At 55.1% G+C, this 13,080-nt stretch carries 10 protein-coding genes; 2 read left to right on the top strand and 8 right to left on the bottom strand.

Annotated elements, in window-relative coordinates:
• Positions 1–29: 29 nt before the first annotated feature.
• The 6 genes from PXC00_RS01990 to PXC00_RS01965 all read right to left on the bottom strand — a co-directional run bounded on the left by PXC00_RS01990 (position 30) and on the right by PXC00_RS01965 (position 7,265).
• Complete coding sequence (locus PXC00_RS01990; RefSeq protein ID WP_275846137.1) at positions 30–623, bottom strand: accessory gene regulator ArgB-like protein; 594 nt, start codon at positions 621–623, stop codon at positions 30–32.
• Positions 623–778: a cyclic lactone autoinducer peptide gene (locus PXC00_RS01985; protein WP_275846136.1), complete on the bottom strand. Its 156-nt coding sequence runs from the start codon at positions 776–778 to the stop codon at positions 623–625. The genes PXC00_RS01990 and PXC00_RS01985 overlap by 1 nt, the downstream gene beginning before the upstream one ends.
• Before the next feature lie 132 nt (positions 779–910).
• On the bottom strand, positions 911–2,248 hold the full coding sequence (locus PXC00_RS01980; RefSeq protein WP_275846135.1) for a sensor histidine kinase: 1,338 nt from the start codon (positions 2,246–2,248) through the stop codon (positions 911–913).
• The gene (locus tag PXC00_RS01975; protein WP_275846134.1) at positions 2,245–2,961 is read right to left on the bottom strand and encodes a LytR/AlgR family response regulator transcription factor; all 717 of its coding nucleotides are present in this window, start codon (positions 2,959–2,961) and stop codon (positions 2,245–2,247) included. Before PXC00_RS01975 ends, PXC00_RS01980 begins: the two co-directional genes overlap by 4 nt.
• Before the next feature lie 212 nt (positions 2,962–3,173).
• Positions 3,174–5,645, bottom strand: a complete 2,472-nt coding sequence (locus PXC00_RS01970) for a beta-mannosidase (protein ID WP_275846133.1) — start codon at positions 5,643–5,645, stop codon at positions 3,174–3,176.
• Between the two features lie 93 nt (positions 5,646–5,738).
• On the bottom strand, positions 5,739–7,265 hold the full coding sequence (locus tag PXC00_RS01965; RefSeq protein ID WP_275846132.1) for a sialate O-acetylesterase: 1,527 nt from the start codon (positions 7,263–7,265) through the stop codon (positions 5,739–5,741).
• Between the two features lie 284 nt (positions 7,266–7,549).
• On the opposite strand from PXC00_RS01965, the gene PXC00_RS01960 reads away from it, so the two are divergent.
• Together PXC00_RS01960 and PXC00_RS01955 are read left to right on the top strand one after the other, a co-directional pair.
• Positions 7,550–8,515 (top strand): IS5 family transposase, encoded by a 966-nt coding sequence (locus tag PXC00_RS01960; protein WP_316935198.1) that lies wholly within the window; start codon positions 7,550–7,552, stop codon positions 8,513–8,515.
• A gap of 255 nt (positions 8,516–8,770) precedes the next feature.
• Positions 8,771–9,583 carry a helix-turn-helix domain-containing protein gene (locus tag PXC00_RS01955; RefSeq protein ID WP_275844480.1) on the top strand — a complete coding sequence of 271 codons (813 nt, stop codon included), beginning with the start codon at positions 8,771–8,773 and terminating at the stop codon, positions 9,581–9,583.
• Positions 9,584–9,618: 35 nt separating this feature from the next.
• Here PXC00_RS01955 and PXC00_RS01950 read toward each other — a convergent pair whose 3' ends face one another.
• Both PXC00_RS01950 and PXC00_RS01945 read right to left on the bottom strand, forming a co-directional pair.
• Positions 9,619–10,626, bottom strand: a complete 1,008-nt coding sequence (locus tag PXC00_RS01950; RefSeq protein ID WP_316935048.1) for a LacI family DNA-binding transcriptional regulator — start codon at positions 10,624–10,626, stop codon at positions 9,619–9,621.
• A gap of 141 nt (positions 10,627–10,767) precedes the next feature.
• Positions 10,768–12,951 carry an alpha-galactosidase gene (locus tag PXC00_RS01945; protein ID WP_275844482.1) on the bottom strand — a complete coding sequence of 728 codons (2,184 nt, stop codon included), beginning with the start codon at positions 12,949–12,951 and terminating at the stop codon, positions 10,768–10,770.
• Between the last annotated feature and the right edge of the window lie 129 nt (positions 12,952–13,080).

Below are 13,080 nucleotides of genomic sequence, written 5' to 3'. Positions count from 1 at the left end.
AGCCACTCTGCCGCAAAGCAGAAAGCCTGTCATACCGCCTGCACGGATCTGCGCCTGTTTTTCACACTGCCAAACAGAAGCATACCCGCAAGAACTGCCTGCGCCAGGCACAGGGCAAAGGCCGGGCGCTGCAGCCCCGCTGCAGCCAAACCGGCGGCAGCGGCGGTTTCGGCAAGCCAGAGCAGCCGGCTTGTCCGTTTGTAATGCCGGATTTCCTCACTGTCAAGCGGTTTATTGGCATCCTCTACAGGGGCTAACTGCAACACGGAGATGCCACACAGGAATACGAGGACGAAATCAACAGGAACTGTCCACTTTGCCTCTATGTACTTGACAACAAGCAGAACCGCGGCAACCACCAAACAGGACAGCAGGTAGCATTTGGCTGGAGAACCCGCGTGATATCCGCCGGCAAATCTGCGCAGCACCGCAAACCCCAGATAAAACAGGAGACATTCGGAAAGCATATGAAATGCCGCTCCAATCACAACGGTGGTTGCAATATGGAGACAGGCGTTCAGCATCAGAGAGATGCCGTACGCATACGTTTCACAGTTTTCCTGTGTGACGGCGCCGTACTTGACCAGCTTTTCTGCAATGCGGTACGACAGTTGCTTTTCCATCAGAACTTTCTGAACTTCTTCAGGTCTTTCGGAGCTTTCGGCTGATAGAAAACGTAGCAGGACGTTGAATTCGCGCTGCGGGACAGCGCGCCTCTTGCAGCCTTCTCGGCTGCGGATGCCACCTTAGCGCACACGGACTTTTTCACGTTCATCATAATCAGTACCTCCTTAAAATGTTTGATTAAAAATTATCTTACTCATTTTCCCGCAAAATGCAATAGGAAAACGATAAGTGATGGTAAATCGGCGATAAGTGATAGTGGTTTGCCCATTTGTCTACAAAATTTTCAATTTTTTAGCGTACTATTTTGCGCCGCTTTTTTCTGCACAGATGCCGGAAAAATGATATTTGTATGAAAAATTTTTTTGTCTTCCTCATAATAGTAATCCATGGTACCGTGATATTTTTTGATGGACTTTTCAATGCTCAGCATCCCAATGCCGTGTGCGGCACAGTCCTTTTTCCGCGAAACCAGCCGATGATTGCGAACCTGGGGGCGGCGGTCACAGCTGTTCTGCATACTGATGACCAGAAACGTATCATTCTTCCGGTAAAATGACACCGCGATGCTTTTGCCTGCAGAGGCGCGGCAGGATTCAATGGCGTTGTCCAAAAGGTTACCAAGCAATGCACACAGATCCACATCGTTCATAAAGTCCAGCCGAACCCCCTCGTTGCGAAACGTGATGGCAATGCCCTCGCGCGCGCACTGCGTCTGCTTTTGATTGCAGATGACGTCCATCATCCGGTTCCCGGAAAACGGCAGCCTGCTCGAAAGCTGATAGTGTTCAAAAATGGACTGCACATAGTCGTGTACTTCAGTGGGATTCGGTCCGCACGCCAGCGTGTCAATGGCGGTCAGGTGGTTTTTGATGTCGTGCACCAGCATCCGCGAATTCTCATACTGTTCCTGCAGAATGCTGTAATAGGCGTGGTCAATGGTTTCTTTTTGCGCCGCAAGCTGCAGCTCGGTCATTTTGCGGCTGCTTTGTATCAGGCTTTCATAAATCATAAAGACCACAATGTTGGCAAACATCAGTAGAATGGAAGACAGGCAGAGAGTCGCGTCATACTGCGCGGGAAGCCGCTCTTCCACCGACAGGCGGTAAATCGCGTTGAGCAGGATAAACGTCACCAGCGGCAGCAGGTAAAGCCCCAGGGAACGCGGCGGAAACTTAAGCCCTTTGTTTTCCCGCACAGCCACCCGCGCCGCAATCTGGCACAGAATCAAAAAAATCAGTTTGCTGAGCGCCGCATCCAAAACCAACGCATAAACGCTGTCAGAGGGCGTTCCGGTTGCTTTGCCCCACGCGGCCGAAAAGAACAGCAAAATCAGCTCGCTGAGAAACATAAACAGCGACAGAACTGCACTGTGAAAAATGGCCGACCACACCTTACAGGAATAATTCAGCAGAAGTAAACCCAAGTTAATCCCCGTAAAGACCGTAAAATTGACCGCCGGATTGTTGAGAAAATAAACGCCAAACAGCACTGCATAGCCAACGCATACACTGACTGCCGTCACCGCCGCGCTGCGCCGGCGCTGAAACACACAGTGAAAGTAATTGGTGACAATCACCGCTTCCACTGCATAAAGCAAAAATACAAACAGTGTTTTTATCATACTCGACCGCTCTCCATCCACTGAAAAAAATCATGCTTGAAAGGATAGTACTTCCTTTGCGAAATATAGATCTTAAGTTCCTGCTGCTGGCCGTACAGCAGCGTAACCGCATCCTTTTCAAAGAGGGATATGTAATTAAAATTGACAATGTAGCTGTTGTGCGGCTGTGCGAAATAGGGCTCATACAGATTTTCTTTCCAAAAAGAAAGCAGATGCGGCGTTCTGTAGGACTCCCCTTTGGTCACCAGCACAGTCTTTCCGTGTTCGGAGTACACGCAAACGATGTCACGCACAAAAATCTGCCGCAGCTGCCCCGCCGCCGTGCAGGTCAGCCGCCGGTTCCGCGTCAGCGCCGCGTCCAGCCCGCGGTACAGCCGCGCCTTTTCCACCGGCTTGCACAGATAGCGGAAAACGTGCAGGTCAAACGCATCGTCCAGGTACCTTTCGTACGCCGTAACTATAAACAAAAAAATGTCCGGATTCCGCTCTTTCAGCCAGTAGCCCGCCGTCAGACCACTGACATTTTTCATCTCGACGTCCAGAAACGCCATGTGGTACACTTTTGGCACTGCCGTCAGGGCTTCGCCGGAGTCAAACAGCGAAATTTCCACCGGAATCTTGGCGTGGCAAAAATATGCATCCAGATCCTCTTTCAAATGCGTCCGCAAAATCGCATTGTCGTCACAAACCGCAATCTTCAGTAGGGTATTCATAAAGGTGCTCCTCCTCATTGAAAGTTTACCATATTTTGTCGAATGCGTCCAGTATTCGCGGCGCATTCTTCCAGAAAAAGGGGAGCCGCGCAAAATTCCAATTCCCCTTTCCCCACTTTGGGCAGATAGAAAAAGCAGGCCGACAGAATTTCTCTGCCAGCCTGCTATACGAATCCGCAGGGGTTCCGGATTGTCCGTCCGAAAAACAAGCCTTACAGGTAGGTGTCCTGCAGGCAGGTTACGGTCAGCTGCTTTTCCACACTGCTGTCTGCAGGCAAAGTCAGCCCCTCGCGTTTGAGCAGAACGGTTTTGCTGTCGCTGCCGTTAAGCAAAAAGCAATTATCACTGAACACACCATCCCCTGCCGCAAGGTCCAGCCAGACAAACGGCGCCACACCGTTGGCACACAGGGTAATTTCCCAGCCTTCCGACGTTTCGCGAATCTGCCTTTCGATATGCACCCGTTCCAGCGCAAGGTGCTTATAGGGCACAAACGGCTCCGCGGCAAGGGTTTCCTCCAATCCGTCTCCGGAAAACGCGATTTCCGCGAGCACCTGCTCCTCACGCCCCACCAGCAGAGAAGCCCAGTCTTTCTGCCCAAGGCAGACCGCCGCATACGGCGCCGCCTCGCCGGACACCGTTTCTTCCGCCAGCAAGCTGCCGTTCACGCCGCGCAGGCGCAGCTTTGCCCGATACCGGCCGGTGTGCGCGGTTTCATTTTGGATATACGCCGACACCACGCTGCCCTCCCGCAGCAGACTGCACGCCACCGGCGCGTAAAAGTGTACCGCCAGGTAGTGCAGCGCTTTGTAGCGATGCAAGTAGTCCACCGCCGACCAGGAAATCACGGGCCAGTTATCATTCAGCTGCCAAAAAAGGCTGCCCATGCACTGACCGCGCTGCCGCCGCCAATGCTCCACACCATACTGGATGGCCATGCCCTGCAGAACCTGACTGAGATACACCAGACCCTCCAAGGTACCGGGATAGCGGAAATTTTCAGAAAGGTACGCAAGGATGGTTCCGTTGGCACTGCCGTTCTTCTGGTGTGCCTCCATGACTTTTGAAAAGGGATTGCGGTCTTTCGGTTCAGTAAAGGAACGAATCGTTTTTATGGAAGGAAACGACTGAAAGCCAAACTCCGAGCAAAAGCGGAACTTGTACTTGCGGTAATCCGTAAACGGCTTGCGCCCGTGCCAAACCTCCCAGTAGTGCACATCGCCGTCCGTTTCCGCATCGGGGGCCTGAAAGCAGCCGCCAGAACTTGGAGAGGACGGCCAGTAAAACGTCTGCTTGTCACACGCGCGCACAGCGCGCGGCAGCAGGTACTCGAAAATCTTGATATAATCTGCACGCAGGGCAGGCGGCTCCTCCTGAAAATTGCCCCAGTATGCCCACGCGGATTCAATCTCATTGTTGCCGCACCACAGCAGCAGGCAGGCATGGTGCCGCAGCCGGTGCACATTGTCGCGCGTTTCGGCGAGGATGTTTTCTTCAAATTCCGGCGTCAGCGCAAACGTGTCGTCTGAAAAAAGCAGATCCTGCCAAATTAGCAGACCCGCGCGGTCGCAAAGGTCATAAAACGCATCGGATGGAAAATAGCCGCCGCCCCAAAGCCGCAGGCAGTTCATATTTTCCTGCAGCGCCGTTTCCACCAGAAAGCGCTGCTTTTCCTCGGTAATGCGTGGATACACCGCATCTTCCGGAATGTAATTGGCGCCGCGGGCAAAAATTTTCAGACCATTGACACAAACGGTAAAGGACTTGCCCCACTCGTCCGGCTCATGCAGCACCGTGAGCGTGCGCAAACCAACGGACAGGCTCTTCCGCTGCCGTTCTTCGCTGCCGCACAGCAGGCTGACCTCCACCCGGTACAACGGCTGTGCGCCGTAGCCGTTCGGCCACCAAAGCTGCGGCTGACGCACGGTAAAGTGTGCTTCTGCTTTCGGCCGCCAAGCGATGTTCTGCCGTTCCAACAGCGCACCGTCCGGCGCATAGAGCGCCACAGAAAGCGCATCTTCCGCGCAGCCGCCTGCCTGCTCCGTTTCCGCAGCCACGGTCAGCCGCACAAGTCCGTCTTCATGGTGCTGCAGAATCTCCACATCCGAAACGCGCGGCTCCGAATATGTCTCCAGCCAAACGCTGCGCCAAATGCCCATATCCGGCAGTTGAATGCCCCAGTCCCAGCCGAACATGGACTGCGCTTTGCGCAGATAGTGCCCGCCGGGCATTCCGCCGGTCGGCGCGACATGGGACTCCTTTCCCAGCGCAGGGCGGTAGGTTTCAATGTACCGGATCGGCGAGTAAAAGCGCACGCGCAATTCATTTTCGCCGCTGTGCAGCAAGCTGCGGCAGTCAAAGCGATAGGTGCGGTGCATATCGGACGTATGCGCCAGCAGCGCGCCGTTTACAAAGATATCCGCAAGCGTGTCCAGACCTTCAAACACCAGTTCCACCGCACGCTGCCGCAACACTTCGTCTGTCACAGACACCGTTCGGCAGAATTCGCAGTCGTTCCGGCAGAGCTGCACCGCCTTTTGCTCGTTGCAGCGCCAGTACGGATCCTCTATTTGATTCTGCTCCAGCAAAACTGAAAGGAGGGAACACGGCACGCGCGCCGGCAGCCAGGTGTCCTCACCGCAGACGCGCATACGCCAGTCCTCATTCAGCAGTTGTTTCTCCATTTTCTGTTTCCCTTCTCATACCTTTTTATTCTCTTTTACTATAAAGGAGGCCCGCGCAAAATGCAACCGCAGGGAGCGTGTTTCCGCTGCTTCTCAAAACCGAAACGGCAGCGCGGGCAGCCCGCTGCCGCCGTAAAGCGGTGTCGGCCCATAGCTGTACCATGCGTAGCGCGCGTGCACCGGATACGGCACCTGTGCGCAGGAAAGGCAGACGCTGTCCTGCCCGACCTCCGCCTGTGCCGGAAAGAACCTGCCATCCTCGCCAGCCACCTCAAACGCACAGCCAAACGCATCGCGGCAAGCGCCGGACAGCCGCAGGCCGCCGGCGGTGTGTGCAAAACGAATCCGCAGACCGCCGCCCTCGGGAAAGCAGGACACCGCCGCGGGACTGTCCGCCTCCAGTGGTTTGCCGTACACTTTCTGCAGTGCCTGCAGGGCAAGCCTTTCTCCGACCGTCTGCTTTTCCAGCGGGTGGATGTTATCAAATTCCCCGCAGTCCAGCGCCGAGGCAAGGCCGGTGTTTTGCACGAACCGCGAAACCCGCGCCTGCTGTTCACGCAAATAGCAGAAGTGCCTGCCGTCCTCCCCTTTTTCCCAGTCTTCCTTGGCGATGTACATAGGCAGCTGCACAAACAGAAACGGCAGGGCGTCTTCTTGCCAGTCCGTGCGCCACTGGTCAATCAGATACCACATCATCTCGCCGTAGTCATGACAAGAAGCCCAGTCCTGCTCCCCCTGATAGTACAAAAAGCCGCGCAGTGTATAAGGAACCACGCGCTGAACCATGGTCGTGTACAGACCCGCAGGGCGAAACGGCGACTGCCTGCCCACTGGCTGCGGCCACGGGCAAGGCCCGCATATCTGATTCAACGCCTCCCATGGAATATCCGGATTTTGCACACGTGCGGCCTTGACACGTGCGTCCCAGCTCTGGTATGCCGCGTTGTACACCTGCATCTCTTGGTCGTATGCTTCGTCTGTCTTGTTCCCCACTTCCGCGGCAAAGTCCGTCAGGTATTTTTCCCCCGCCGCCGAACGCCGCAGCTGCGCTTCCGGCATCCAGCAGCTGATGGAAGTGCCGCCCCAATAGCAATCTATGATGCCAACCGGCACCTGCAGCTCCTGCTGCAGACGGCGCGCACAGAAGTACGCCACCGCGGATACATCCGCGCAGGCTTCCGTGCCCGACACGCGCCAGCGGTTCTTTTGCTCCGCCTGCACCGCAGCATCCAGAACCGCGCACTTGCTGACATTGTAGAAGCGCAGGGAAGCATTGGCGCAGGCGGCAAGCGCTGCTCTGCCGTTTTTGCAGTTCTGCAGCTCCAGTTCCATGTTGCTCTGCCCGCCGGCCAGCCAGACTTCACCGAACAGCACGTCAGAAAACCGGCAGGATGTTTCTCCGTCTGAAACAGTCAGCGTGAACGGCCCGCCCGCCTTGTGCGGCGGCAGGCAGAGGCGCCAGGCGCCGTCCCGCACCAGTGTCTGTGCCGCGCAGCCATCAATCTCTGCCGTAACGCAGCTGCCCGTGCGGCCGCTGCCAAAAATGCAGGCTGCTTTCTCTCGCTGCAGGACCATATGGTCCGAAAACACCGCCGCACAGCGCAGAGTCTTTTTCTCCATGGGTTTTGTCCCCTTTCATTTTTTACTTAAAAAATATTTTATTTGCTAAATAAGTTTCAGGTATATCTTTACAGTTTACCGATTATTTCGTAGAAAGTCATTATACAATCTTGTGAATAATAAAAAGATATTGGTTTTTCTATTCTTTTTGAAAGGTATCTATACCAGCAGTTTCGGGGAACTTACATCTTTTGTGAGGCTTCGCAGTTTTTAAGGCAACACCGCACAGAAAAAAAGCTGCGGTAAGAAGCGAGATATGATAAAATAGGTATATGGATAAGCAGATGAGTATGTCAGCTCTGTGCGATGAACTGGCACAGGCGCGTACGAAGAAAAAAGAATTTCTCGAGCAGATTGAGCGCATCGTTCCATGGGGGAAATGGGTGGCCATGATCAAGCCGTGCTACTACAAAGGAGAGCACGGAAACAAGCCCTATGATTTGGAACTGATGCTGCGGCTGTATCTGCTGCAAAACCTATATAATCTATCCGACGAAGCAACGGTGGCTGAAACGATCGACAGTCGTGCCTTTTCGGATTTCTGCGGCGTGGAATCAAGCAATCAGGTGCCGGACGGGGATACGCTGGGAAGATTTCGTAATATTCTCATACAAAACGGTTTGCAGGAGCAGTTGTTTGCGCAGGTGGCAAATTTGCTGCAACAAAAGGGACTGCTTCTGAAAAAGGGTACCATTGTGGATTCCACCATCATAGCCGCTCCGTCCTCCACGAAAAATCAGGAGAAGCAGCGAGACCCGGATGCACATCAGGTGAAGAAGGGCAATGCGTGGCACTTTGGCTACAAGGCACATGTTGGGGTGGATAAGGATAGCGGGCTTGTTCACACGGTTGAGGTAACGGCCGCCAATGTCCATGATGTCGCCATGACCTCCAAACTGCTGACCGGAGAGGAAAGCGTTGTATACGGAGACAGCGGATATTTGGGAGCGGAAAAGCGCGAGGATGCCATTATAAAGAACAATGCTGGCAAGCGTATCCGTTACAAGTTCAATCGTCGCCCATCGCAAATCAAAAAGGGTTCCAACAGGTCGCAAGCCCAACTCAAGCGCAGAGAGCACGAAAAGTCATCGGTTCGTGCCAAAGTAGAACATGTTTTTGCCGTTGTGAAAGGTCTGTTACGGTACCGAAAGACGCGATACCGAGGTCTGCAAAAGCAGACCGCCAAACTGAATATGATGTTTGCGTTGGCGAATCTGATTCTGGCTGACAGGCCCGGCCTGGCAGTCTGATTGCGTTTGCCTTCGCAGATATAATTGGGAGAGTTCCTCGCTGTTTGCCGCCTTTGGCAGATGGCGTGGATTTTTTATGCCATTGTGCGGTGTTGCCTTAAGTAAATTTCTTTTAGAAAATCCGTCATAAAGCCGCTTCCGACGAATCCTGTTGCATAGGTGCCGAACAAATTGCTATTTCTACGCAAAAGCATTATAATCAGGTTATAAACCGCACCGGAAACTTCAGGATTTTCTAAAAGGAGCCGAGCCGCCATGAATGAAAAGCAGCCCTCCCCCGCACCGCCGCAAGCCGAATGCCGCTTTCTGGGCAGTACACAGGGAACGATTGCAAACCAAATGCCGCTTTTCTGCCTTTCCCGTGATACCTTTTCCCTCTACTGTGTGCAGGCAGCGTGCTGTATGGAGGATCACCGGCGCAGCTGGCAGATTCCCGGCGGCTGCTTTCTGGTGGTGCGTGCCGGTCAGGCTCCGCTGCTGAAAGCCACCGTGCAGGCCGTTCCTGTTTTACAAATTGTCGGGTCTGGCACCTTGCCGCTGCTGGGAGATACAGGCCCTGCCGTGCGCATACCGGAACAGAACAGCACGCTTGCCGCACAATGTGCCGCCCTGACCGGTCAATGCACCGGAGGCGCAGACTGCCTGCTGACGCGACTTTGTCAGCAACTGCTGACGGAAACGCAGCCGCTTTCTCCGGCAGACGCCCTGCCGCCGGCTTCCATCCGCGCACTCAAACAGATTTTGGACACCCGCTACCGAGAAAAGCTGACCCTGGACGCCCTTGCCAAGGAACTGCACTGGAACAAGTACAAGCTGGATAAGGACTTCAAACTTTACTACGGCAGCTCCCCGTTTGCATACCTGCTGAATGTCCGTGTGGAAGAAGCCTGCTGCCTGCTGCGAAACACCAACCGCAGCGTTTTGGAAATCGGCGCGGCGGTCGGCATCGAAAATCCCTCTTACTTTATCCGGCTGTTTAAAAAGCGAGTCGGCCTTTCACCGCTCGCTTACCGGATTCATGTTGCCGAATCCCCCGAAACAGCTGCCAAAAAGGACGCGAAAGCCTGACAAAAGCTTTCGCGTCCTTTTTTATAGTTGTCCTCTTACAGCTGCCTCACACTGTCCCGGGTAACCAAGTGCCCGCTCACGATTTTGATGCCGGCGACCGGATGCTGATGGTGAATCTGCTGCTGCAGCGCATCCACGCAGGTGCGCGCCATGCCGGACATATTCACTGCGTAAGTCGTAATTTCCGGTACGGAAATATACGGCACCCGAAAATCATCGAACCCCGCCACGGAAATATCCGCCGGTACCTGCAAACCGCGCTCTTTCAGCTGGCTGATGAGCTGATACGCTGTCATGTCGCAGTTGCAGACATAGGCGCTCGGCAGTTCCTGCGGCAAGGCAAAGCGAAGGCTGCCGTGTTCGTCACGGTCAGGCAAAACCATCTCCGGCGTAACCGAAAGACCGTGCTCCATCATGGCACGGCAGTAACCGAAGTAACGGTCGCTGATACTGCTGGTCGCGTCCAGTGTCCCCACGAAATGCACCTTCCGGTGCCCCCGCGCCAGCACATAACTGGTCACCAAGTACATGCCGTAGTACCCGTCAGAAATGACTGAGCAGCCGGTATCACCGCTGTCGTAGGTGTCCAGAAACACCGTGGGAACCAGCATTTTTTCCTGTAGCATTCGGCGGTAATCGCTGCTGACCTGCCCGATGACAATGAGGCCGTCAATTTTCCCATCCTGCAAAACGTGCGGCAGTGCCAGCTGCCGCTCGGTTTCTTCCGGCAGCAGTTCCAAAATGCCGTAGTAGTTTGCCGTTAACAGGCGACTGACCACCCGCTGGTACAACTCCCAGTAAAATGAATTTGCGCCGTCATGCACAAACCGCGCCGCCACCAAGATGCCGATGTTGCCTGTGGAACCGGTACGTGCTCTGCGGGAAGCAGCGCCCTGCTGATAGCCCATTTCCTGTGCGGTTTCTTTAATTTTCGCGCGGATTTCCTCGCTGACACCGTCTTTGTCTGCCAGCGCTTTGGAAACGGTCACGGTGCTGACCCCGACTTTGCGGGCAATATCCGCCATCCGCACTGCTTTCGGCATCCTCATCTCTCCTTTTTCCCGCAGCAGAAGTGCGCAGCGTGATTGATTAGCTAATTAAAGTTTTGTTTACTTAACAAATGTATTGTACAAAACGAAAGCGAAAAAGTCAATGCTTTTTCGCTTTCGCCGCCATGCTCTGTGTCAGGAAAGCCGTTCCAAAACAATTCGGTCGCTTGCGAAATCTTCCGGCTCCAGGTGCAGCCGGATGCCGCGGCCCATCAGCACCGCACCGGTCACAACGCTGCCGTCCCGCAAGCAGCGATACTGCGCGTGCGGGTTCAGCCCCTGCAGGCGCAGCCAATGCGGCTCGCCCTTGGCATTGTACAGCCGGCGAACACAGGTTGCCACCACTTTTTTGCCGTCCGCAGAAATCTGCTGGAACGCCGCCATCCCTTCCAGCATGGGCAGACGGTAAAAACGACTGTCAAACAGGCTGTCCCGCTCCTGCTTATAGGCTGCAATCTGCTCTTTGACCGTTTCCGCTTCTTCCGCGCTGAATTTGGTCATGTCCAATTCATAGCCGAAGCCGCCGCCAAGCATGGCAACGTCCCAGCGCGTGGAAAGCGGCGTGCGGCGCCGCACCTGATGGTTCGGTACAGCGGAAACATGGCAGCTCATCATCGACGGCGGATACACCAGTGACGCTCCGCCCTGAATGTCCAGACGTTGAACCGCATCGCTGTCATCGCTGGTCCAGGTCTGCGGCATATAGTACAGCATCCCGGCATCAAAGCGGCCGCCGCCGCTGGCGCAGCTTTCAAACAGGATTTTCGGGAAACGGGAGGTCAGCGTTTCCAGCACCCGGTACAGCCCGAGCATATAGCGGTGCGCCAGCGCGCCGGCACTTGCGGTCAAATCCGCCGCGGAACCGATTTCCGACATATTGCGGTTCATATCCCACTTGACATAGGCAATCGGTGCGGAAGAAAACAGCTTCGTCATCGCGTCAATCACAGAGTCCTGCACCTCTTTGCGGGAAAGGTCCAGAATCAGCTGTGTGCGCTTCAGCGTTGCTGCACGGTCGGGGCGGCGAATCACCCAATCCGGATGCGCGCGGTATAAATCGCTGTCCGGCGAAACCATCTCCGGCTCCACCCAAAGGCCGAAGCCCATGCCCAGTTCGTTTACATTTTTGACCAATTCAGAAAGTGTGCAGCCCAGCTTTTCTTCCCAGGGTGTCCAGTCGCCCAAAGAGGAAGTGTCGTCCGCACGGTGACCAAACCAGCCGTCGTCAATGACAAACAGTTCAATGCCTTCCTGCGCAGCTGCTTTGGCAATGCGCAGCAGCTTGTCGCAGTTAAAGTCAAAGTAGACGCCCTCCCAGGTATTGAGCAGCACCGGCCGCGGGCGGTCGCGCCAGTAGCCGCGGCTCACCCGGCTGCGGTACAGCTTGTGGTATGTGCGCGACATTTCACCCAAGCCGCTGCCGGAGTACACCAGCACAGCCTCCGGCGTTTCAAAGGACTCGCCGGCAGCCAGCGGCCAGCGAAACGCGCGGTCAGACAGCCCGGCATTGATGCGCAGACGGTCGCTGGCATCCACATTGGTTTCCATGCAGAAATTACCGCTGTACACAAAGCTGCAGCCGTACGCCTCTCCGGCGGTTTCCGTGCAGTCCGGTGTCACAACTGCCAAAAACGGATTGTGCTGGTGACCGGAAGCGCCGCAGAAGCTGCCAATGCGCTGCTCCCCATGGCCCACGGGCAGCCGCTCACGTGTAAACTCCCGCGCCCAGCTGCCGTGCAGGTGCACCAGTTCCATGCGGCTTTCCGTAAGGTCCAGGCTGGCGCTCATCACACGTAGCACCGTCACTGTTTGGCTGCCCGCATTGCGCAGCACCGTGCGGCGCACCAGCGCATCGCTGTCTCGGAACACAGTGTAATACAGCTCCGCTTCCAATCCCTTTTCGTCCGCCAGTGTTACCACCAGCGTCTGCGCTTCCTCCTCCTGCTCCGTATAAACATGGGGCAGACCCTGCGGCGCGGGTTTTCCCGCCAGAATCCGGTGAGATTTATAACGCAAATCCGCCACATTGTCGCCGTCCTCCCACTGCACGCTGACTGCGCTGGGCCGCAGATCCGCCATACCCGCACCGGAAAACTCCAGCGGCACATGGTCCAGCAACGGCTCGCCGGCGCGCGCCGGGAACCACGGAGAATTTTCCGCACTGCACACGGCAGAGAAATCTCCTTCAAAAAGACGGGTACCATAATACAGATGCACCGCCAGGCCCTGCTCAGAAATGCCGAGCACATAGCTGCTGTTTGGGGTATCCAGTTGAAAAACGTGCGAATACAGGTTCGTTGCAGCGTGTTGAATTGCCATAGAAACTTCCTCCCGAAACCAAATTGAATTTTTTCTCCTTCATTAAAGCAACTATCCGCCGGTTTGTCCAGTCTTATTTTGTCCGGCTGACTCAAACACAGGAAAAACCAACATCGTACAATTCTCAGC

The organism is Caproicibacterium argilliputei, from assembly GCF_029211325.2.
Classification (GTDB): Bacteria; Bacillota; Clostridia; order Oscillospirales; family Acutalibacteraceae; genus Caproicibacterium; species Caproicibacterium argilliputei.
Note: the sequence above shows the minus strand (reverse complement) of the source record. Positions and strands in the feature narration are given on the sequence as shown.

What these genes read in the sequence shown, in the direction of transcription:
- PXC00_RS01990 (WP_275846137.1), bottom strand. Translation starts at nt 623, where the DNA reads ATGGAAAAGCAACTGTCGTACCGCATTGCAGAAAAGCTGGTCAAGTAC.
- PXC00_RS01985 (WP_275846136.1), bottom strand. Translation starts at nt 778, where the DNA reads ATGATGAACGTGAAAAAGTCCGTGTGCGCTAAGGTGGCATCCGCAGCC.
- PXC00_RS01945 (WP_275844482.1), bottom strand. Translation starts at nt 12,951, where the DNA reads ATGGCAATTCAACACGCTGCAACGAACCTGTATTCGCACGTTTTTCAA.
- PXC00_RS01955 (WP_275844480.1), top strand. Translation starts at nt 8,771, where the DNA reads ATGAATGAAAAGCAGCCCTCCCCCGCACCGCCGCAAGCCGAATGCCGC.
- PXC00_RS01980 (WP_275846135.1), bottom strand. Translation starts at nt 2,248, where the DNA reads ATGATAAAAACACTGTTTGTATTTTTGCTTTATGCAGTGGAAGCGGTG.
- PXC00_RS01970 (WP_275846133.1), bottom strand. Translation starts at nt 5,645, where the DNA reads ATGGAGAAACAACTGCTGAATGAGGACTGGCGTATGCGCGTCTGCGGT.
- PXC00_RS01960 (WP_316935198.1), top strand. Translation starts at nt 7,550, where the DNA reads ATGAGTATGTCAGCTCTGTGCGATGAACTGGCACAGGCGCGTACGAAG.
- PXC00_RS01965 (WP_275846132.1), bottom strand. Translation starts at nt 7,265, where the DNA reads ATGGAGAAAAAGACTCTGCGCTGTGCGGCGGTGTTTTCGGACCATATG.
- PXC00_RS01975 (WP_275846134.1), bottom strand. Translation starts at nt 2,961, where the DNA reads ATGAATACCCTACTGAAGATTGCGGTTTGTGACGACAATGCGATTTTG.
- PXC00_RS01950 (WP_316935048.1), bottom strand. Translation starts at nt 10,626, where the DNA reads ATGCCGAAAGCAGTGCGGATGGCGGATATTGCCCGCAAAGTCGGGGTC.